Annotated in this window: 14 protein-coding genes; 9 read left to right on the top strand and 5 right to left on the bottom strand. The window is 69.5% G+C overall.

Features of this window, described 5'->3' with window-relative positions:
• The first annotated feature begins 53 nt into the window (after positions 1-53).
• Positions 54-968, top strand: coding sequence for a UDP-3-O-acyl-N-acetylglucosamine deacetylase (gene lpxC / locus NUG21_RS17035; RefSeq protein WP_019796421.1), 915 nt, complete (start codon positions 54-56; stop codon positions 966-968).
• A 146-nt stretch (positions 969-1,114) separates the two neighbouring features.
• On the opposite strand, the gene NUG21_RS17030 is transcribed toward lpxC, so the two are convergent.
• A complete protein-coding gene (locus NUG21_RS17030) occupies positions 1,115-1,591 on the bottom strand; it encodes a DciA family protein (RefSeq protein WP_019796420.1) in 477 nt (158 codons plus the stop codon).
• A 10-nt stretch (positions 1,592-1,601) separates the two neighbouring features.
• Here NUG21_RS17030 and NUG21_RS17025 point away from each other — a divergent pair, with 10 nt between their 5' ends.
• On the top strand, positions 1,602-2,549 hold the full coding sequence (locus tag NUG21_RS17025) for a M23 family metallopeptidase (protein WP_160948096.1): 948 nt from the start codon (positions 1,602-1,604) through the stop codon (positions 2,547-2,549).
• A 161-nt stretch (positions 2,550-2,710) separates the two neighbouring features.
• Positions 2,711-5,452 (top strand): preprotein translocase subunit SecA, encoded by a 2,742-nt coding sequence (gene secA, locus NUG21_RS17020; protein WP_160948095.1) that lies wholly within the window; start codon positions 2,711-2,713, stop codon positions 5,450-5,452.
• 116 nt (positions 5,453-5,568) lie between these two features.
• On the opposite strand, the gene NUG21_RS17015 is transcribed toward secA, so the two are convergent.
• Positions 5,569-6,756, bottom strand: a complete 1,188-nt coding sequence (locus tag NUG21_RS17015) for an FAD-dependent monooxygenase (protein ID WP_263391479.1) — start codon at positions 6,754-6,756, stop codon at positions 5,569-5,571.
• A 102-nt stretch (positions 6,757-6,858) separates the two neighbouring features.
• Between NUG21_RS17015 and NUG21_RS17010 the strand changes: the two genes are divergently transcribed.
• A complete protein-coding gene (locus tag NUG21_RS17010) occupies positions 6,859-7,413 on the top strand; it encodes a TetR/AcrR family transcriptional regulator (protein WP_263391478.1) in 555 nt (184 codons plus the stop codon).
• A 134-nt stretch (positions 7,414-7,547) separates the two neighbouring features.
• A complete protein-coding gene (locus NUG21_RS17005; RefSeq protein ID WP_263391477.1) occupies positions 7,548-8,510 on the top strand; it encodes a Nudix family hydrolase in 963 nt (320 codons plus the stop codon).
• Positions 8,511-8,763: 253 nt separating this feature from the next.
• Here NUG21_RS17005 and NUG21_RS17000 read toward each other — a convergent pair whose 3' ends face one another.
• The 3 genes from NUG21_RS17000 to NUG21_RS16990 form a co-directional block, all read right to left on the bottom strand.
• Positions 8,764-9,366, bottom strand: a complete 603-nt coding sequence (locus tag NUG21_RS17000; protein WP_263391476.1) for a DUF4124 domain-containing protein — start codon at positions 9,364-9,366, stop codon at positions 8,764-8,766.
• A 172-nt stretch (positions 9,367-9,538) separates the two neighbouring features.
• The gene (metF, locus tag NUG21_RS16995; protein WP_160948090.1) at positions 9,539-10,375 is read right to left on the bottom strand and encodes a methylenetetrahydrofolate reductase [NAD(P)H]; all 837 of its coding nucleotides are present in this window, start codon (positions 10,373-10,375) and stop codon (positions 9,539-9,541) included.
• Between the two features lie 375 nt (positions 10,376-10,750).
• Positions 10,751-12,121 (bottom strand): alpha-amylase family protein, encoded by a 1,371-nt coding sequence (locus NUG21_RS16990; protein WP_263393109.1) that lies wholly within the window; start codon positions 12,119-12,121, stop codon positions 10,751-10,753.
• 330 nt (positions 12,122-12,451) lie between these two features.
• Between NUG21_RS16990 and NUG21_RS16985 the strand changes: the two genes are divergently transcribed.
• The 4 genes from NUG21_RS16985 (at position 12,452) to NUG21_RS16965 (ending at position 17,974) form a co-directional block, all read left to right on the top strand.
• A complete protein-coding gene (locus NUG21_RS16985; protein ID WP_263391475.1) occupies positions 12,452-13,372 on the top strand; it encodes a M14 family metallopeptidase in 921 nt (306 codons plus the stop codon).
• A gap of 193 nt (positions 13,373-13,565) precedes the next feature.
• On the top strand, positions 13,566-14,123 hold the full coding sequence (locus tag NUG21_RS16980) for a DUF3228 family protein (protein WP_242081758.1): 558 nt from the start codon (positions 13,566-13,568) through the stop codon (positions 14,121-14,123).
• Between the two features lie 528 nt (positions 14,124-14,651).
• Complete coding sequence (locus NUG21_RS20980) at positions 14,652-17,195, top strand: methyl-accepting chemotaxis protein (protein ID WP_317852469.1); 2,544 nt, start codon at positions 14,652-14,654, stop codon at positions 17,193-17,195.
• On the top strand, positions 17,192-17,974 hold the full coding sequence (locus NUG21_RS16965; RefSeq protein WP_263391474.1) for a TorF family putative porin: 783 nt from the start codon (positions 17,192-17,194) through the stop codon (positions 17,972-17,974). Before NUG21_RS20980 ends, NUG21_RS16965 begins: the two co-directional genes overlap by 4 nt.
• Positions 17,975-17,986: the final 12 nt, after the last annotated feature.

The raw sequence follows: 17,986 nt of genomic DNA, 5'->3' as shown, positions 1-17,986 counted from the left end.
TTCTCGTTGTCTGTTCAGTTCCCGTGCGAACAGACGTTCCCAGACTGTCTGCCATGACCCAGCAACGCACCCTCAAGAACACGATCCGCGCCACCGGCGTGGGCCTGCACAGCGGCGACAAGGTCTACATGACCCTGCGCCCCGCACCGGCCGACCACGGCATCGTGTTCCGACGCGTGGACCTGGATCCGGCGGTGGACGTGCCTGCCGATGCCGAGCTGGTCACCGAGACCACGCTGTGCACCGGCCTGAGCCGCGGCCAGGCCAAGATCCAGACGGTGGAGCACCTGATGTCGGCGATGGCCGGCCTCGGCGTGGACAACGCCATCGTCGAACTGTCCTCGGCCGAGTTGCCGATCATGGACGGCTCGGCAGGTCCGTTCGTGTTCCTGCTGCAGTCGGCGGGCATCGTCGAGCAGGGAAAGGCCAAGCGCTTCATCCGCATCAAGCGCGAGGTGGAAGTACGCGACGGCGACAAGATCGCCCGTTTCGTGCCCTACGACGGCGGCTACAAGCTCGGCTTCACCATCCAGTTCGATCACCCGATGATCCCGGCCAAGCAGTCGCGCCAGGAAATCGAGTTCTCGACGATGGCCTACATCAAGGAAATCTCCCGCGCGCGCACCTTTGGCTTCATGCGCGACCTGGAGTACATGCGCGAGCGCAATCTCGGCCTGGGCGGTTCGATGGACAACGCCATCGTGCTCGACGAGTTCCGCGTGCTCAACGACGACGGCCTGCGCTACGCCGACGAGTTCGTGCGCCACAAGATCCTCGATGCGATCGGCGACCTGTACCTGGCCGGCGGCCCGATCCTGGGCGCCTACGAGGGCTACAAGTCCGGTCATGCGCTGAACAACAAGCTGGTGCGCGCCTTGCTCGCCGAACAGGCGGCGTGGGAGTGGGTCAGCTTCGAATCCGCCGCGCAGCAGGCGCCGGTGGTCTACGGGGCCGCGGCTTACGCCTGAACCTGTTAAGCCCGGCCGACGGCCGGGTGGGTATCACGGAATCGGCAATCGGCCGGTTCTTCTTTTCCCCTTAACGTCGATTTAACGAATCGGTAACGACCTGACGCCGGGCGCCCGCTAGGATGCGTCGGTCGCGGCGTGTCTGTCTACGTACGTCGACGGCCACGGTCGGAGCCCGTGGTCGCATCGGGCGTCGCGGAGACGACGTCCTGCAGGGAAGCCAGGGCCTCGCGCAAGCCCTTGTGCGTGGCCGCGGAAACCGGAGCTGGCGTGCTTCTTGCCTGCTGCATTGGGGAATGCGCGGGCGCAGTCGCCGTCTTGACGGTCACTTTGGTGGCTTTCAGCCCGAGGGAACGGGCCGCAGCAAGGATGTCGGCCTCGGCCAGCCTGACCCGGGCGTGCCAGACCGGAGACTCAACGAGAAAAACGAGCTGTTCGCCGTGCACATTGGCCAACCGGCAACGGGAGGCCAGGTTCGGCGGCAGATGGGGGCGTAACTGCCGGTCCAGCGCGTCGAGCCACAGGGCGCGGCGCAACGGGTCGCCCGCCTTGTCCGCCAGTGCGGCGTCCAGTGCCGGCTGCGGCGTGGCGGTATGGCCTTCGCCGGACTTTCGCTTAGACATGAAAACTCATATGACGTTCAAGAAGATCGTAATCCGTTCCAGTGAAAAGGGGGTCAAGACGTTGCCGTGGCGATTGCGCGAATTCGCCGATCGCCGCCCCCTCGCCGCGCTCGGTACCGTGCTCGGCCTCGGCATGGTACTCGGCATCGGCGTCAGCGCTGCGGCCGGGTGGGGTGGTTCGGCGCAACTGCGCGCCAAGCTCGAGCGGCAGGACCAGGAGCTGGCGCAGGTGCGCCGCGACGCGCAGACCCAGGTCAACGCCCTGGCCGCGCGGCTGGGCGAACTGCAGGCGCAGGCGACCCGGCTCAATGCGCTCGGCGAGCGCCTGACCCGCATGGGCAAGCTGCAGGACGGCGAGTTCGACTTCGACCAGCCGGTCGGCGTCGGTGGCGGCGACGACGAGCCCAGCCACGACATGCCGGCGCAGCAGCTGGGCAAGGAGCTGGACGGGCTGCAGCAGCAGTTCGCCACCTCCGGCCAGCAGCTGTCGGTGCTGGAATCGCTGCTGTTCGACCATCAGCTGGACCAGAACGCGGTGCCTTCGCGGATGCCGATCCGCAACAGCTACATCACCTCGGCCTTCGGCGGCCGCGCCGATCCGTTCGGCCGCGGCACCGGCAACCACAAGGGCATCGACTTCCACGCCAACGTCGGCGACCCGGTGCTGGCGGTGGCCGACGGCGTGGTGAGCTACTCCGGCGTGCGCGGCGGCTACGGCAACGTGGTCGAGGTCGATCACGGCAATGGCTATGTCACCCGCTACGCGCACAATTCGCGGCTGTCGGTGAAGGTCGGCGACCTGGTGCGGGTCGGCCAGGAAGTGGCCAAGGCCGGCTCCACCGGCCGATCCACCGGTGCCCACGTGCATTTCGAGGTGTGGAAGGACGGGGTGGTGGTGAACCCGGCCAAGTTCCTCGGCGATGGCGCCATTCCGGTGGGCCGCCGCGGCCGCGGCTGAGTCCGGCAGGGGCGGTGTGCCGGCATTGAATCGCCGGGCCCCGCCCCAAGCTACAATGTGCTTTGCCATCGACAGGGCGCCTCGCGCCCTGTTTCGTTTGCGGCCCGTCGATTCCCTGGGGATCGGGCCGCCGAGGCGTTCCTTTCCAACCGGTTCCTTCAATGATCAACAGTCTGCTTACTCGCGTTTTCGGTAGCCGCAACGAGCGCCAATTGCGCCAGCTCCACCGTATCGTCGCCAAGATCAATGCGCTGGAGCCGGAGATGGAGCAGCTCTCCGACGAGCAGCTGCAGGCCAAGACCCCGGAACTGCGCGGGCGCATCGCCGGCGGCGAGACCCTGGACAAGGTGCTGCCTGAAGCGTTCGCGGTGTGCCGCGAGGCCAGCCGCCGCGTGCTGGGCATGCGCCACTACGACGTGCAGTTGATCGGCGGCATGGTCTTGCACCTGGGCAAGATCGCGGAAATGCGCACCGGCGAGGGCAAGACCCTGGTCGCGACGCTGCCGGTGTACCTCAACGCGCTGGAAGACAAGGGCGTGCACGTGGTCACCGTCAACGACTACCTGGCGCGCCGCGACGCCGCGCAGATGGGCAAGCTGTACAACTGGCTGGGCCTGACCGTGGGCGTGGTGTACCCGGGCATGCCGCACAGCGACAAGCACGCCGCCTACGCCGCCGACATCACCTACGGCACCAACAACGAATTCGGCTTCGACTACCTGCGCGACAACATGGCGCTGTCCAAGGCCGATCGCTTCCAGCGCGGGCTCAACTACGCGATCGTCGACGAGGTCGACTCGATCCTGATCGACGAAGCGCGCACCCCGCTGATCATCTCCGGCCCGGCCGACGAGTCGCCGGAACTGTACATCCGCGTCAACCGCATCGTGCCGCAGCTGGTCAAGCAGGAGTCGGAAGAGGGCGAGGGCGACTTCTGGGTCGACGAGAAGGGCAAGCAGGTGCACCTGTCCGAAGCGGGCATGGAGCACGCCGAAGAATTGCTGCGCGCCGCCGGCATCCTCGCCGACGAGGAAGACCGCCTGTATGGCGCGCAGAACCTGAGCGTGGTCCACCACCTCAATGCCGCGCTGCGCGCCCACGCGATCTACCAGCGCGACGTCGACTACATCGTGCGCGACGGCGAAGTGGTGATCGTCGACGAGTTCACCGGCCGCACCCTGCCGGGTCGCCGTTGGTCCGACGGCCTGCACCAGGCGGTGGAGGCGAAGGAAGGCGTGCCGGTGCAGCGCGAGAACCAGACGCTGGCCAGCATCACCTTCCAGAACCTGTTCCGCATGTACAAGAAGCTGTCCGGCATGACCGGTACGGCCGATACCGAAGCCTACGAGTTCCAGAGCATCTACGGCCTGGAAGTGGTGGTGATCCCGACCAACCGCCCGACCATCCGCAAGGACTGGCCGGACCAGGTGTTCCTCAACCGCCAGGGCAAGTTCAACGCGGTGCTGGCCGACATCGAGGACTGCGCCAAGCGCGGTCAGCCGGTGCTGGTCGGCACCACCTCGATCGAGACCTCGGAGATGCTGTCCGAGCACCTGCGCAAGGCGGGCGTGAAGCACGAGGTGCTCAACGCCAAGCAGCACGAGCGCGAAGCGCAGATCGTCGCCAACGCCGGCCAGCCGGGCGCGGTGACCATCGCCACCAACATGGCCGGCCGCGGTACCGACATCGTGCTCGGCGGCTCGCTGGAGGCCGAACTGCATGCGCTGGGCGAGGAGCTTGACGACGCGACGCGCGCCCGCCTGAAGGCGGCCTGGCAGGAGCGCCACGACGCGGTCAAGGCCGCCGGCGGCCTGCACATCATCGGCACCGAGCGCCACGAGTCGCGGCGTATCGACAACCAGCTGCGCGGCCGCTCCGGCCGCCAGGGCGACCCAGGTTCCTCGCGCTTCTACCTGTCGCTGGAAGACAACCTGATGCGCATCTTCGCCTCGGACTGGGTGCAGAAGGCGATGCGCATGATGGGCATGAAGGAAGACGACGTCATCGAGGACAAGCTAGTCAGCCGGCAGATCGAGAAGGCGCAGCGCAAGGTCGAGGCGCACAACTTCGACATCCGCAAGAACCTGCTCGACTTCGACGACGTCAACAACGACCAGCGCAAGGTGATCTACGCCCAGCGCGACGAGCTGCTGGACGCCGAGTCGGTGAAGGAGAACGTCGACGGCATCCGCGACGACGTGATCTACGACATCGTGTCGCGCTTCGTGCCGCCGAACTCGGTGGACGACCAGTGGGACCTGCCGGGCCTGGAAGCCACGCTCGCGAGCGAACTGGGCCTGTCGCTGTCGATCAGCGACCTGGTCAAGCGCCAGGAGGAACTGGACGCGGACGGCATCGTCGAGAAGGTGCGCGAGGAAGTGGACCGCCATTTCCGCGAGAAGGAATCGGCGATCGGCAGCGAGACCATGCGCGCGCTGGAGAAGCACGTGATGCTCACCGTGCTCGACCAGAGCTGGAAGGAGCACCTGGCGCGCATGGACTACCTGCGCCAGGGCATCCATCTGCGCGGCTACGCGCAGAAGCAGCCCAAGCAGGAATACAAGAAGGAAGCCTTCGAGCTGTTCTCGGAGATGCTGGAGCACGCCAAGCGCGAAGTGGTGACCCTGCTGGCGCGGGTGCGCATCCGCAGCGAGGAGGAAGTGGCGGCGCTGGAGGCGCAGGAGCGCCAGCAGATGGAGGCGCAACTGCGCCAGGCGCAGTTCCAGCACCAGGATGCCGGCGGCTACGGCGCCGACGAGGAAGCCGAGCAGGTGCAGGGCGGCGGCGCCGCGGCGCCGACCGTGGCGCAGGTGACCCGCGAAGCGCCGAAGGTCGGCCGCAACGATCCGTGCCCCTGCGGCAGCGGCAAGAAGTACAAGCACTGCCACGGCCAGCTGAGCTGAGTCTGGCCTCCACGCAGGGTTGCGCACGCGCGCAGCCGCTGCGTGCTCGGCCCTCCACCACGGAGGGCCAGGATCCGCTGCTCCGGTCCCTTTGCGGAGCAGCGGCGGTTCGCCGCTCAGTTACCCAGTTCGGCCAATCGGGCCGCCAGCCTGCGTTGGATCGGCGGCGCATGATCGATCAACCCGAGCAGGCCGTTGCGAACGCTGCGCGCCACCGGCGCAGTGGCCGTGGCCGCGCGCGTCATCGCGTCGGTCATGCGCACCACGCCGCGGGCGATGCGACGGCGGCCGGTCGCCCACGCGTCCAGGCCGTGCTCGTCGTGCTGGCATAGCGCGCGCTGCAGCGCCGGCGCCAGGGCCATCGCGTCCTGGATGCCGGTATTCATGCCCTGGCCTCCGGCGGGACTGTGCACGTGCGCCGCATCGCCGCACAGCAGCACCCGCCCCCGGCGCAGTTGCGCGGCCACCCGGTGCTGCAAATGGAAGTCGGAACTCCACAGCAGCGCGTCGATGCGCGCGCGCGCACTTTGCGGCCCGCGCGCGTCGAGCACGGCCTGCATCTGCGCCAGCGTCGGCGGCCCGATGACGTCCGCCACCGTCGCCACGATCCGGTGGCGATCGCCCGCCGTGCCGTCGGGTTCCGGCAACGGCGCCACCACCATCAGGCCCTGCGGCGAGAAGAACAGGCTGACCTCCTCGCGCGGCATCGGCCAGGCCATGCGCACATCGGCGAGCACGAAGGTCTGCGCGTAGTCGCCGCCCTGGAATGCGATCCCCGCGCCCTCGCGCACGGCGCTGTGCGCGCCGTCGCAGCCGACGATCCATTGCGCATGGACGCGCCGCTGGCGCTGCTCCGGCAGTTCCAGATCGGCGCTGACGCCGTCGGCTGTCTGCGCAAACGACAGCAGGCGTGCCGGCCGCCACACCGTGGCGGAGTCCGGCGCCAGCACATCGCCCAGAATCGCCTCGGTGGCGTTCTGCGGGCACATCAGCGCATACCGGTGCGCCGAGGGCAGGTCGTCGAAGCCGATCTGCAGCAGGATCCGGTCGCCGTCGCGCACGCGGAACCGGGTGGCCTGCACGCCCGCCGCAAGCAGGCGTGGCACCACGCCGAGCGGTTCCAGCACTTCCAGGGTGCGTGCATGGATCACCGCGGCGCGCGAGGTGTTCAGTCCCGCCGCATGCCGGTCGACCAGGAGCGAGGCGATCCCGAGGCGGTCCAGGGCCAGGCGCAGCGCCAGTCCGCTGGGGCCGGCGCCCACGATCAGGACGTCCGTGGACAGCATGTCTGCGTGGGCGTTCATCGCCTCTCCCTCGGTAAGCATGTGTTTACATCCTGCGCCCTTTCCGGTGTGGAGTAAACTCCCGTTTACAGGCGCTGCGCCTGTTCTTCCATGGATGCCCCCGTGACACGTTCGCAGGCCACCAAAGACCGCATTCTCGAATCGGCGCGGGCGCTATTCGCCCTGCACGGCTACGACGGCGCCACGGTGCGCCAGATCGCCGCGCAGGCGCAGGCCAACGTCGCGCTGGTGATCCGCTACTACGGCAGCAAGGAGCAGTTGTTCCTGGCGGCGGTGGAGTTCGACCTGCACCTGCCCGACCTGCGCGACGTCCCGGCCGAGGAGGTGGGCGAACGCCTGGCGGCGCATTTCTTCGCGTTCTGGGAGGACGCGCCCTCGGGCCATCAACTGGTGGCCTTGCTGCGCGCGGCGGTGAGCCACGCCGATGCGCAGGCGCGGCTCACCGAGATCTTCGAGAAGCAGTTGCGCACGGCCGTGCGCCGCTACCTGGGGCCGGGCGCGGCGGCGGAGACGCGGGCGACCCTGATCGCCTCGCAGATGCTGGGCTTCGCCCTGGTGCGCTACGTGCTGGAGTTTCCGGCCAGGGGCCTGACCCGGCCGCTGGCGGTGCGGGTGTTGGGGGAGACGCTGCAGCGGTATCTGACTGAGCCGCTGTGAGCGCAGGCGCGCTGTCGTGCAGCGCATCGGCCCGGGATTGGCCGGCTGCGCGGTCTCGGTCGTGCGCGGCCGATCGGCGACGATGTGACCCCGGTTGATTGCGTTGGCGCTGCCGGAAACGGCAAGCTTGCGCCATGTCCGAACCGCTCAGATCCATTCATGTCGTTGCCGGCGTCATCACCGATGCGCGCGGCCGTATCCTGCTGACCCGCCGCACCGAGGGACGCGACCTGGCCGGCCTGTGGGAATTCCCCGGCGGCAAGCGCGAGCCCGGCGAGACCTCGGAGCAGGCGCTGGTGCGCGAGCTGCAGGAGGAACTGGGGATCGAGGCCGTGGTCGGCGACTGGCTGATGGAAGTGCCGCAGCGCTACCCGGACAAGCGCCTGCGCCTGGAAGTGCGCCAGGTGTCGGCGTGGAAGGGCACGCCGCGCGGCCGCGAGGGCCAGGCGCTGACCTGGGTGAGCGCCGACAAGCTCGGCCGCTACGCGATGCCGCCGGCCGACCAGCCGGTGGTGGCGATGCTGCGCCAACCCGCTTGTTACCTGGTGACGCCGGAGCCGACCGAACCGGGCCCGTGGTTGGCGGCGCTGGAGCGCGCGCTGGACGCCGGCGTGCGCCGCGTGCAGTTGCGCGCGCGCGGCCTGCCGGCCGAGCAGTGGCTGCCGCTGGCGCGGGCCGCGGCGACGCTGTGTGCGGCGCGTGGCGCACAGGTGCTGGTCAATCGCGACGTGGCGCTGGCGCAGGACCTGGGCGTGGGCGTGCACCTGGGCGCGGAGCAGTTGCCGCAGTGGCAGGCGCGTCCGTTGCCGGCCGGACAGCCCGTGGCGGCGTCCTGCCACAGTCTCGAAGACTTGCAGACGGCGCAGCGCATCGGCTGCGATTTTGTGGTGGTCGGGCCGCTGGCCGCCACCGCCAGCCATCCTGGCGCCGCGCCGCTGGGCTGGGAGGCGTTCGAGCGCCTGCGCGAGCAGGTCGCCCTGCCGATCTATCCGATCGGCGGCCTGGCGCCGACCCAGGTGGCCGAGGCGCGCCGCCATGGCGGCCAGGGCATCGCCGCGATCCGCGCGCTGTGGCCGCTGGCGGCCGACGTGGCGTGAGTGGGGTGGCAGCAACTGCTGCCCGTAGGAGCGGCTTCAGCCGCGACATCGGATCGCCGACAAGTAGCGGCTGAAGCCACTCCTCCGCGAGGGTGGCGTGGCGCGTAAGGAGAAGCCGCTGTTGCGATTCCCCAATCCCCATTCCCGAATCCCGGCTTCACCACGTCGCGGCTGAAGCCGCTCCTACGCAAGGATGGCGCGTACAGCGAGCCGCCGTAGCGAATCCCCAATCCCAATCCCCAATCCCCGCCTCTCAAAAGCTGATCCAGAAGCAGTCGTACTGCCGGCGCAGCCCCAGCACGGTGGACGCCGGGGTGATGCTGCCGCTCAAGGTTTGCTGCAGGCGCAGCCCGGTCGCGTGCGCCCGCGGAGAGCCGCCGGCGCCATCACTGTCCGGCGTGCCCGGCATCGGCACAGCCGCCGTCGCGGCGGGCGTGGTGCTGCCGGTCTCTGCCATGTCGCCCGGCAACACCGGCACGATCGCGACCAGGGGGCGGCGCACGATCACGTCCAGCCGGTCGAGCACGCGTTGCGCGCCGGCGTCGGAGACGCCGTTCCACCAGTACAGCGCCGACAGCCGGTTGACGTCGCGGGTTTCCACCGCGGTGCGGATCTGCTGCGCCAGTACGCTGAGCCGGCGCACGCACTGCGGCGGCGCCAGGGCGCGGGCGCTGCCGTCGACGTTGCCGGGTGCGGCTGGTGGCGGCAGCCGGTCGATCGCGCCGACGTCCTCGCAGCGCCGATCGCTGAACACGGTGGTGCCGTCAGGGCCGCTGCAGCGGTTCACCCGCTGCGCCGCGGCGGGCGTGGCGAACACGCAGAGGCACAGGAGCAGCATCGGCGGAAGAGCGCGCATCGGCGCAGGGTAGCCGCAGCCGGCGTGACTGCGGAGCGAATGCCTTACGAGCGCTGGGATTCGCGATTCGGGATTGGGGATTGGGGATTCGCCAACGCGAGGCCGCGCGCCGCTGTTACCAATCTCTAATCCCGAATCCCCAATCCCAGCGTTCGGCCAGCGGCCGCGACACTCAGCCGACGGCTAAGGGCAGACGCGCCAGGACGCTGGTGGTCGGCTTGGCCAGGTTGAGCGTGTAGAAATGCAGCCCGGGCGCGCCGCCGTCGATCAGGCGTTGGCACAACGTGGCGACCACGTCGGCGCCGAACTCGCGGATGGCCTCGGCATCGTCGCCGTAGGCCTGCATGCGCTTGCCGATCCAGCGCGGGATTTCCGCGCCGCACTGTTCGGAGAAGCGCCGCAGCTGGCTGAAGTTGGAGATCGGCATGATGCCGGGCACGATCGGGATCTGCACGCCGAGCTTGCGCACCGCGTCGACGAAGTGGAAGTAGGCGTCGGCGTTGTAGAAATACTGGGTGATGGCGGCATCGGCGCCGGCGTCGACCTTGGCCTTGAAGTGGCGCAGGTCGCTGAGCGCGTCGTTGGCCTGCGGATGCGTTTCCGGATACGCGCCCACTTCCAGATGGAAGGCGTCGCCGTGCTCGGCGCGGATGAAGGCGATCAGGTCGGCGGCATAGCGCAGGTCGCCGGGGTGGCCCATGCCGGAGGGCAGGTCCCCGCGCAGTGCGACCAGGCGGCGGCAACCGATGGCCCGGTACAGCTTGAGCAGCTCGCGGATCTCCTCGCGGCTGCCGCCCACGCAGGACAGGTGCGGCGCGGCCTCGAAGCGGTGGTGCTGCTTGAGGTGGCGCACGGTCTCGGAGGTGTAGCTGAGGGTCGAGCCGCCGGCGCCGAAGGTGCAGGAGACGTATTCCGGGGCGTAAGCCTTCAGCCGCGCGGCGGTGCGGTCGAGCTGCGCGCGCTGCTCGTCGGTCTTGGGCGGATAGAACTCGAAGCTGATGGCGGTCATGGGCGCAACGCAGCGGGCGGTGCGGTCAGTATATCTCTTCATCCGGATGGATATGCAAGATATGGCCGGTCCGCGGAAATGGCCCGGCCGGCGTCGCGCTGCCGTCGCCGGGCCCGGAGGGACTCGGGCGTGTCACCAATCCCCGGGCATGCCGGGCCGCGATGACGCGGCCATGAATGTGCGCAATCGCGGCGCTTCGGGTCGGGCCTGGCAGGCGCGCGGCCGGCGCCGCGCGGCTTGACCTGACTGCCAGTCAGGCGCGGCGCCGTGCAACGCCGCCGCGGGCCTGCCAGACCCAACGCGGCAATACTCGCGAATTGGCGGCAGGCCCTAGGCCGACGCGCCCGCGCGGGCGCATCGGCCGGATGCGGACGCTCAGCGCTTCCACATCCGCGCCTGCCGCGGCGGCAGGCTGAAGGTGTAGCTGCCGCTGGAAATGCGCACCACGCTGCCGGAGCCCAGGCTATCGGTGTAGTCGACGTTCCAGCGCAGCACGCTGCCGTTCATCGGCACCGCGGCGGTGACGGTGGTGCCGCACTTGTTGATGCCGACGATGCCCAGGTCGCCGCGGCGGAACAGCAGGTAGCAGGCGCCGTGCGCCAGCACCTGCATGTCGCGGCCCTGCGCGGCGTTGTGGAAGCCGACCATGCGCTTGAGGTCGTCGCGCTGGTAGGCGTTGACCCAGCGGTTGTCGCCGCTCTCGTTGTTGTCCGAGTACACCATCGGCACGCCGCCATCGCGGCCGAGCAGGTAGGCGTAGGCCAGGGTCTCGTCGACCGGATCCATGATCGCGTAGCGGAAGCCGGCGTTGTTGGGGATGTCGTGGGTGATGGCGAAGGTCACTGCGCGCGCGCCCGGCAGCGCCTGGCCGTAGGCGCCCGGATCGACCAGCAGGTCCATGCTGCCGCCGTAGGCAAAGGCGTTGCGCACGGAGTTGAACAGCGGGAAGTCGTAGGCCGCGTGCGGGGTGGCCTGCAGATACGGCGCCAGGAACTGGTCGTAGTCGGAGTTGCCGCTGCCGCCACCGGTGATCACTTCGCCGAACACCAGCACGCCGGAGCGGACCTGTGCATCGAGCACCTTGTTCAGATGGTCGAAGGTCATGTGCTTGGCGGCGTCGATGCGGAAACCGGTGACGCCCAGCGCCTTCAAGGCCAGCAGGTAGTTGCGCTGCTGCTGCACCACCCAGTCGTTGCCGACCAGATCCGGCAGGCCGGGATCGCTGCCGCCGCCGCAGATGCGGTAGGTGCGCACCTGGTAGGGATCGTTGTAGTTGGTGATGCACTGCGCCGGGCCGAAATCGCTGGCGCTGAGGAAATTCTGCGAGAGGTCGCCGAACAGCCGCAGCGCGGCATAGCGCTGCGGATTGGCGGCGTATTGGCCGAGCACCGCGCTGCCCGGGTAGTTCAGGTCCGAGCGCGTGGCCGCTTCGTTGGCCATGTGGTTGAGCACCACGTCGGCATAGGTCTCCACGCCCACGGCCTTCAGCGCCTGCACCATGCTGGCGAAGGCGTCGGTGTCGCCGAGCGGGTTGTCGATCAGGCGCATGTCCTGCGGCTGGTAGCGCGCCCACCAGGCGTCGCCCTGCGAGCGGTAGGCCGGCGCCACCAGCACCTTGCGGTAGCCGGCGGCGGCGATCTGCGCGGCGCGCGCTTCCACGGTAGCGTAGGGCCAATTGAACGCATGCAGGATGACGTCGGCCTGGGCGCTGGCGGTGGCCAGGAACAGCAGCAGGCCGACCAGCAGGCTGCGCCAGCGGTGCAGGCGCAGCAGACGATTTGCAGCGGATGGGACGCGCATCGTTCGATCTCCTCGGTGCGTGGGCGCAGGCAAGGCGCCTGCAGGACAGGGCGTGATGTCGCCGCGGGGCAGGCGTGCGGCGGGAGGATGCTAAGCGCGCATCGCGGCGCAACATGCGTGCGCTACATACGTATTCATGGCGACAGCAGGCGAAAGCGGGATCGGCATCCGCTTCCATCCGACGGCGTCGCAAACACGCTCTGCGCGGCGCCGCGCATCGCCGCGAGCGCGCTTTGCTACAGTCGCCGCCCTCACCTGTCGACGCGGAGCCGCACCATGACCAGCGCAGCCTTCTATCCGATCGGAACCCCCGGCGTGCCCTGGGGCGCCGCCGAGAAGGCGGCCTGGCTGGCCGGGCAGCCAAGCCGGCGCAGCTACCAGGACGAGGTGGTCGCTGCCATCGAAGACCTGCGCGGGCGCTGGGACGTGGTCGAGTACGGGCAGTTGGCGTATGCGCAGGAGCGCTATCCGCTGCTGGCGCTGCGCAGCCGCGGCTGGGACGACGCGCTGCCGTGCATGCTGGTCACCGGCGGCGTGCACGGCTACGAGACCAGCGGCGTGCACGGCGCGCTGCAGTTCGCGCAGCAGCATGCCGACGACTACGCCGGCCGCGCCAATGTGCTGCTGGCGCCGTGCGTGAGCCCCTGGGCGTACGAGCGTATCCACCGCTGGAACGCCGATGCGATCGATCCCAACCGTTCGTTCCGCGCCGACAGCCCGGCGCAGGAATCGGCGGCGCTGCTGCGCCTGGTCGCGCCGTTGCGCGATCGGGTGCGCATGCACATCGACCTGCACGAGACCACCGACAGCGACGAGTCCGAGTTCCGCCCGGCGCTGGCCGCGCGCGATGGCATCGCCTACGAACCGGGCGGCATTCCCGACGGCTTCTACCTGGTCGGCGACAGCGAGAATCCGCAGCCGGCGTTCCAGCAGGCGGTGCTGGCCGCGGTGGCGCAGGTCACCCACATCGCGCCTGCCGACGCCGCGGGCACATTGATCGGCACGCCGCTGGCGGCGCCGGGGGTCATCAACTACCCGGTGAAGCGGCTGGGCCTGTGCGCGGGCATCACCGACGCGCGCTACACCACCACCACCGAGGTGTACCCGGACAGCGCCAGCGCCACGCCGCAGCAGTGCAACGCCGCGCAGGTGGCGGCGGTGCGCGCGGCGATCGACTACGCCCTGGCGCATCCGTAGCCGCACGCCGGCTGCACGCCCCGTAGGAGCGGCTTCAGCCGCGACCAGCGTTCCCGGGAAGGCCTGGTCGCGGCTGAAGCCGCTCCTACGGGTCTCTCGATGCCGAGGGTTGCCGGCGCGGTGAGCGATGGCAGCGGTGGGCACTGCCTCGGCCGCGCGCTACGCTTGTGCGTCCCCGTTCGCTATGCACGCCATGTCCATCGTCCTCACGCCGTTCGCCCGCACCCGCCTGTTTCCGCGCGACGGCCGCCGCAACGCGATCCAGGACTGCACGCCGGAGCAGTTCGAGCAGCATCTCAACACGCACGCGCCGCTGCAGGTGCTGGACGGCTACGCGCCGTTCTGCAAGTTGCACGTGCATCGCAACTGGACCTCGACGCGCTGCCTGACCGTGCCGATCACCGACGCCAACCGGCGCCTGCTGCGCTCCGGCTACGAGGCACGCAGCCGCGAGGAACTGCCCGTGCTGGTGCGCTGGTTCGAAGGCGTCGAGCCGCCGGTGGCCGCCTATCTGCTGCCGATCCTCTACAGCCGCAAACAGCTCGCGCACGAGGGGGCGCCGATCGAGGCCGACTGGGGCGTGGTGGGTTGCTTATATACCGCCGAGCCGCAGGAGATTCCGATGGCGCCGATCACCATGATGCGCAACGCGCTGGGCGTGGAGGAGGGCGGCTCAGGCGTGGCGCTGGATCGCGACGCCTACCGGCGCAGCGTGGCGTTCTGGGAGCACAACGCCAACTGGCGGCCGTAAGCGCCGCGCCGGCGCCATCTGTGCGCGGCGAACTGGTCGCGCGCATGCATCGATGATGCGCGCGACGCGATGCATACGCCGTTGTCGGCACCGTTCACAACGCGTAGGCGTGATTGCCGATCGCCTGCCGCTGCTCCATGCGCTGTTACGTCTGTGGTCCTGCGTCTGTCCCTTGCCGAAGCCGGCAACGCCGTGCTGCATCAGTGTGCATGCCTGTTCACTGGCGCACGCGCGCAAGAGTAAACAGCGCGCTATTGACCACTTTCACAGCGAAGCCATGTCCGTTCATCCGGCTCGCGCGGGATGGCCATCAAGTTTGCGCACGACGGGACGATAGCGAGAGGGTAGGCCACGCACAGCAGCGCCGGGACGCGATCTCCGGCGGCGCGTCGTGGCCGGTGGGGAAGGCGTCCCGGGTAGCAGGTCATCGGCAACGGACACGCGCGCTTGCGCCGTGCGCCGCGGTGGGCTGTGCCGCGCGGCGCGTTCTCCGCGACCGCATTCCCTCCCCCCGCCAAGGAAGTTGTCATGTCCACTCCGTCGCCGCATCGCCGTCGCGGCAGCGTCGCCAAACGCCTGATGCTGGGTACCGGCCTGCTCGCGCTGGCCTGTTTCGGCCTGACCGCGATGATCATCTACTGGCGCAGCAGCGATGCCTTGCTGTCGACCTCGCGCACCAGCATCGAGAACCTCGCGCAACTGGAAGCGCAGCGCGTGTCGCGCGAGATCGGCGTGGCCTTCGACGCCAGCGAGGCGCTGGCCAACAGCTTCCGCGTGCAGCACGGCGCCGGCGGCCTGTCGCGTGCCACCGCCACCGCGGTGCTGCGCAGCCAGCTCGATGCGCATCCGCAGTGGCTGGGCATCAGCACCATGTGGGAGCCGGACGCGTTCGACGGCAACGACAAGGGCTTCGTCGGTGCCGAGGGCCACGACGCCACCGGCCGCTACATGACCTGGTGGTCGCGGCAGAACGGCACGCTGGTGCGCGAGGCGCTGCGCGACTACGAGAAGCCGGGCGACGGCGACTGGTACCTGCTGGCGCGCAACACGCACAAGCCGGTGGTGATCGAGCCGTACTACTACCCGGTGGCCGGCAAGGACACGCTGATGACCACGCTGGCCACGCCGATCCTGGAGAACGGCCGTTTCCTGGGTGTGGTCACCGTCGACTTCACCCTCGATACCCTGCAGCAGCGCATCGCCGCGCTGCGGCCGATGGGCGAGGGGCACGCCAGCTTGCTGTCGCCGTTGGGCATGGTGATGGCCAGCCGCGATCCGCAGCAGGTCGGCAAGATCCGCAACGACGCCTGGTCCAAGGACATGCTGGCGCGCGTGGCCAAGGGTCAGGTGGTGTTCGACCATGGCCGTGCCGACGGCGAGGATGCGTTGAACGTGTTCGTGCCGCTGAAGATCGGCGAAGCGCCGCAGGTGTTCGCGCTGGGCGTCTCGGTGCCGTACGCGCTGGTGATGGCCAAGGCGCGTGCGCTGTTGTGGACCATTGCCGCGGTCGGCCTGCTCTCGGCACTGTTGCTCAGCGGCGCGCTGTACCTGCTGCTGCGTCGGCAGGTGCTCGACCCGCTGGCCGAGGCGGTGCGTGTGTCCTCCGCGGTCGCCGCCGGGCGCCTGGACAGCCAGGTCCGCCAACGCCGCGACGACGAACTGGGCCAGTTGCTGGACGCGATGGGCAGCATGCAGACGCAGTTGCAGGCGGTGATGCAGGCGCAGGCGGAGATGGCGCAGCGCCACGACGCAGGCGAGATGAGCTACCGGATGGACGCCGCGCGCTTCCCCGGCGAGTACGGGCGCATGGTCCACGGCACCAACGCGCTGGTCGCCGCGCACGTGGACGTGCAGCGGCGCCTGGTCGAGGTGATGTCGCAGTACGCGATCGGCAACATGCAGGTGGACATGGAGCCGCTGCCGGGCGAGAAGGCGGCGATCACCGAGGCGATGCGCACCACCAAGCGCAGCCTGCAGGCGATCAACCAGGCCATCACCGAACTGGCGCAGGCCGCGGCCTCCGGCGATTTCTCCCGGCGCGGCGACGCCGAGCGCTTCCAGTACGACTTCCGCGGCATGGTGGTCGGGCTGAACCGCCTGATGGAACTGACCGAAGGCAACCTCTCGGCCTTGTCGGCGCTGTTGCGTGCCGTGGCCCAGGGCGACCTCACCGCGCGCATGCACGGCGAATTCCATGGTGTGTTCGCGCAGATGCGCGACGACGCCAATGCCACCGTGGAGCAGTTGACCGGTATCGTCGGCCGCATCCAGCACGCCACCACCGCGATCAATACCGCCGCCAGCGAGATCGCCGCCGGCAACGACGACCTGTCGCGCCGCACCGAGCAGCAGGCGGCCAACCTGGAAGAGACCGCGGCCTCGATGGAGGAACTGACCTCCACGGTGAAGCAGAACGCCGAGCATGCGCACCAGGCCAACCGCCTGGCGCAGGACACCGCCGGCGTGGCCTCGCGCGGCGGCACCGTGGTCGAGCAGGTGGTGGAGACCATGTCCGGCATTGCCGAGGCGTCGAAGAAGATGGGCGAGATCATCGGCGTGATCGACGGCATCGCCTTCCAGACCAACATCCTGGCGCTCAACGCCGCGGTGGAGGCGGCGCGCGCCGGCGAACAGGGCCGCGGCTTCGCGGTGGTGGCGAGCGAGGTGCGCGCGCTGGCGCAGCGGTCGGCGACCGCGGCGCACGAGATCAAGGGCCTGATCGACGCCTCGGTCGGGAAGATCGACGACGGCACCGCGCTGGTCAACGGCGCCGGCGACACCATGCGCGAGGTGGTGGCCAGCGTGCGCCGGGTCACCGACATCATGAGCGAGATCGCCGCCGCGTCGCAGGAGCAGAGCGCCGGCATCGAACAGGTGGGCAAGACCATCGTGCAGATGGACGAGGTGACCCAGCAGAATGCCGCGCTGGTCGAGGAAGCCACGGCGGCGGCGCGGGCGATGGAGGATCAGGCCGGGGAACTGCAGCGCGCAGTGGCGCTGTTCAAGCTTGCGGCGCCCACGTCGGGCGGCCAGGCCACATCGGTCCGCGCACGGCTGGAGCGGGTGTCGTGAGGGCCGTGCGCAGCGCTGCGCTGCTGCTGGTGCTGGGCGTCATCGCACCGGCCTGGGCCGGGACCGCCAGCGCCAATCTGGCGGCGACCTCGAACTACGTCTCGCGCGGATTCGAGCAGAGCTGGGGCCGGCCGGTGCTGCAGGGCGGGCTGGACCTGGCCGCGGACAGCGGCTGGTACGCCGGGACCTGGGCCTCGGGCGTGAGCCCGTACTTCATCGAAGGCGGGCACGTGGAGTGGGACGTGTACGCCGGCTACGCGGCCAGCCACGGCGACTGGGGCTGGCGCGCCGGCCTGTACCACTACGCCTATCCCGGCGCGCGGATGAACGCCAGCGGCACCCGCTACGACTATGGCGAGGCGATCGTCGCCGGGCACTGGCGCACGCTGGAGCTGTCCTACGCCAGTACCTGGACGCGCGACTACTTCGGCTACAACAGCGCCACGCTGGGCGTCGGCCGGGGCCGGCACTCGCGTGGCTCCGGCTATCTGGCCCTGGACGCCACGCTGCCGCTGGCCTCGGACTGGCAGGCGAGCGTGCATGCCGGCCACCAGCACGTGCGCAACTTCGCCGACTACGGTTGGACCGACGCGCGCGTGGGCCTGAGCCGCACCTGGCGCGGTACCGAGTTCGGCCTGAGCTACGCGCGCGCCTGGAACAGCGCCGGGGTCTATCGCCGCTACACCACCGGCGTGGCGGATGGCGAGGGCCGGGTACATGTCTCCAATCCGATCGATGGCGCCTGGTCGTTCACCATCAAGCGCAATTTCTCGCTGTAGCCGGACGCGCGC

The organism is Xanthomonas sp. CFBP 8445, from assembly GCF_025666235.1.
GTDB lineage: Bacteria > Pseudomonadota > Gammaproteobacteria > Xanthomonadales > Xanthomonadaceae > Xanthomonas_A > Xanthomonas_A indica.
Note: the sequence above shows the minus strand (reverse complement) of the source record. Positions and strands in the feature narration are given on the sequence as shown.

Excerpts from the sequence above, each read along its gene's own strand:
- secA (WP_160948095.1), top strand. The coding sequence starts at position 2,711 with ATGATCAACAGTCTGCTTACTCGCGTTTTCGGTAGCCGCAACGAGCGC.
- NUG21_RS17000 (WP_263391476.1), bottom strand. The coding sequence starts at position 9,366 with ATGCGCGCTCTTCCGCCGATGCTGCTCCTGTGCCTCTGCGTGTTCGCC.
- NUG21_RS16985 (WP_263391475.1), top strand. The coding sequence starts at position 12,452 with ATGACCAGCGCAGCCTTCTATCCGATCGGAACCCCCGGCGTGCCCTGG.
- NUG21_RS17005 (WP_263391477.1), top strand. The coding sequence starts at position 7,548 with ATGTCCGAACCGCTCAGATCCATTCATGTCGTTGCCGGCGTCATCACC.
- lpxC (WP_019796421.1), top strand. The coding sequence starts at position 54 with ATGACCCAGCAACGCACCCTCAAGAACACGATCCGCGCCACCGGCGTG.
- NUG21_RS16980 (WP_242081758.1), top strand. The coding sequence starts at position 13,566 with ATGTCCATCGTCCTCACGCCGTTCGCCCGCACCCGCCTGTTTCCGCGC.
- metF (WP_160948090.1), bottom strand. The coding sequence starts at position 10,375 with ATGACCGCCATCAGCTTCGAGTTCTATCCGCCCAAGACCGACGAGCAG.
- NUG21_RS20980 (WP_317852469.1), top strand. The coding sequence starts at position 14,652 with ATGTCCACTCCGTCGCCGCATCGCCGTCGCGGCAGCGTCGCCAAACGC.
- NUG21_RS17030 (WP_019796420.1), bottom strand. The coding sequence starts at position 1,591 with ATGTCTAAGCGAAAGTCCGGCGAAGGCCATACCGCCACGCCGCAGCCG.
- NUG21_RS17015 (WP_263391479.1), bottom strand. The coding sequence starts at position 6,756 with ATGAACGCCCACGCAGACATGCTGTCCACGGACGTCCTGATCGTGGGC.
- NUG21_RS17025 (WP_160948096.1), top strand. The coding sequence starts at position 1,602 with ATGACGTTCAAGAAGATCGTAATCCGTTCCAGTGAAAAGGGGGTCAAG.